Annotated in this window: 1 protein-coding gene; it reads left to right on the top strand. The window is 67.2% G+C overall.

The genetic code is table 11. The features are described from left to right. On the top strand, positions 1-654 hold a 654-nt coding region (locus ACYVDE_RS24795), incomplete at its 5' end, for a M1 family aminopeptidase (protein WP_460504185.1). Positions 655-807 lie beyond the last annotated feature (153 nt).

Raw genomic sequence — 807 nt, 5'->3', positions numbered from 1 at the left:
GGCCCGGCGCTTGCGCTGGTGAAAGCCGGCCCGCTGCTGCCGCCCGATACCCTGCTGCTGGCCGAAACCGCGCGCATCGTGGCCTTCTACAACCAGACGCTGGGCCGGCGCGACGCCATTGCGTGCTTCAGCGTGCTGATGCCCGGCACCAACCGCAACGCCTCCGCCCTGCTCGACAATGCGGTGAACATCACCTATTCAGATTTCGACGTGCGCAAACGCGACGACCGGCTGATTCTGGCCCACGAAATCAGCCACAAGTGGTGGGCCTACGGCTCCATCAGCAGCTACGAGGAGTGGCTGAACGAGGCCTTCGCCACCTACTCGAGCCTGCTCTACCTGCAAGCCCGCGGCGACACCACCGGCTACCGCCTCGAATTGAACCAGCGCCTCACTGCGGCCGCCAACGCCCCCGCCATCATCGGCTACGACCGCAGTAAATACGACTATCCCACCACCCGCCGCGTGGTGTACGCCAAAGGCACGGCCGTGCTCGCCGCCCTGCACGCCCGCGTGGGCACCGAGGTGTTCTTAAGCATTCTGGCCGCCACGGCGGCGCAAAAAACCGCCACTACCGCCGCCTTCCTGGTCCTCGTGGGGCAGGCTGCGGGCGAGGCCACGCGCCAGTGGCTCGCGCAGGAACTGGCGCGGTAGCCGCCAGGCATCAACCACCTGTTTCTACCAGGATTTTAGCGCAGCCCCGCTTCCTGCGCTTCTTCCAGCAGCCGCGGCTTCTCGATGGGCACCACGCCCACCTGCTCGCACACCAGCCCGCCGCCCAGGTTAGCCAGCGCGGCCGTGAAGGCG

Source organism: Hymenobacter agri, from assembly GCF_054778495.1.
Note: the sequence above shows the minus strand (reverse complement) of the source record. Positions and strands in the feature narration are given on the sequence as shown.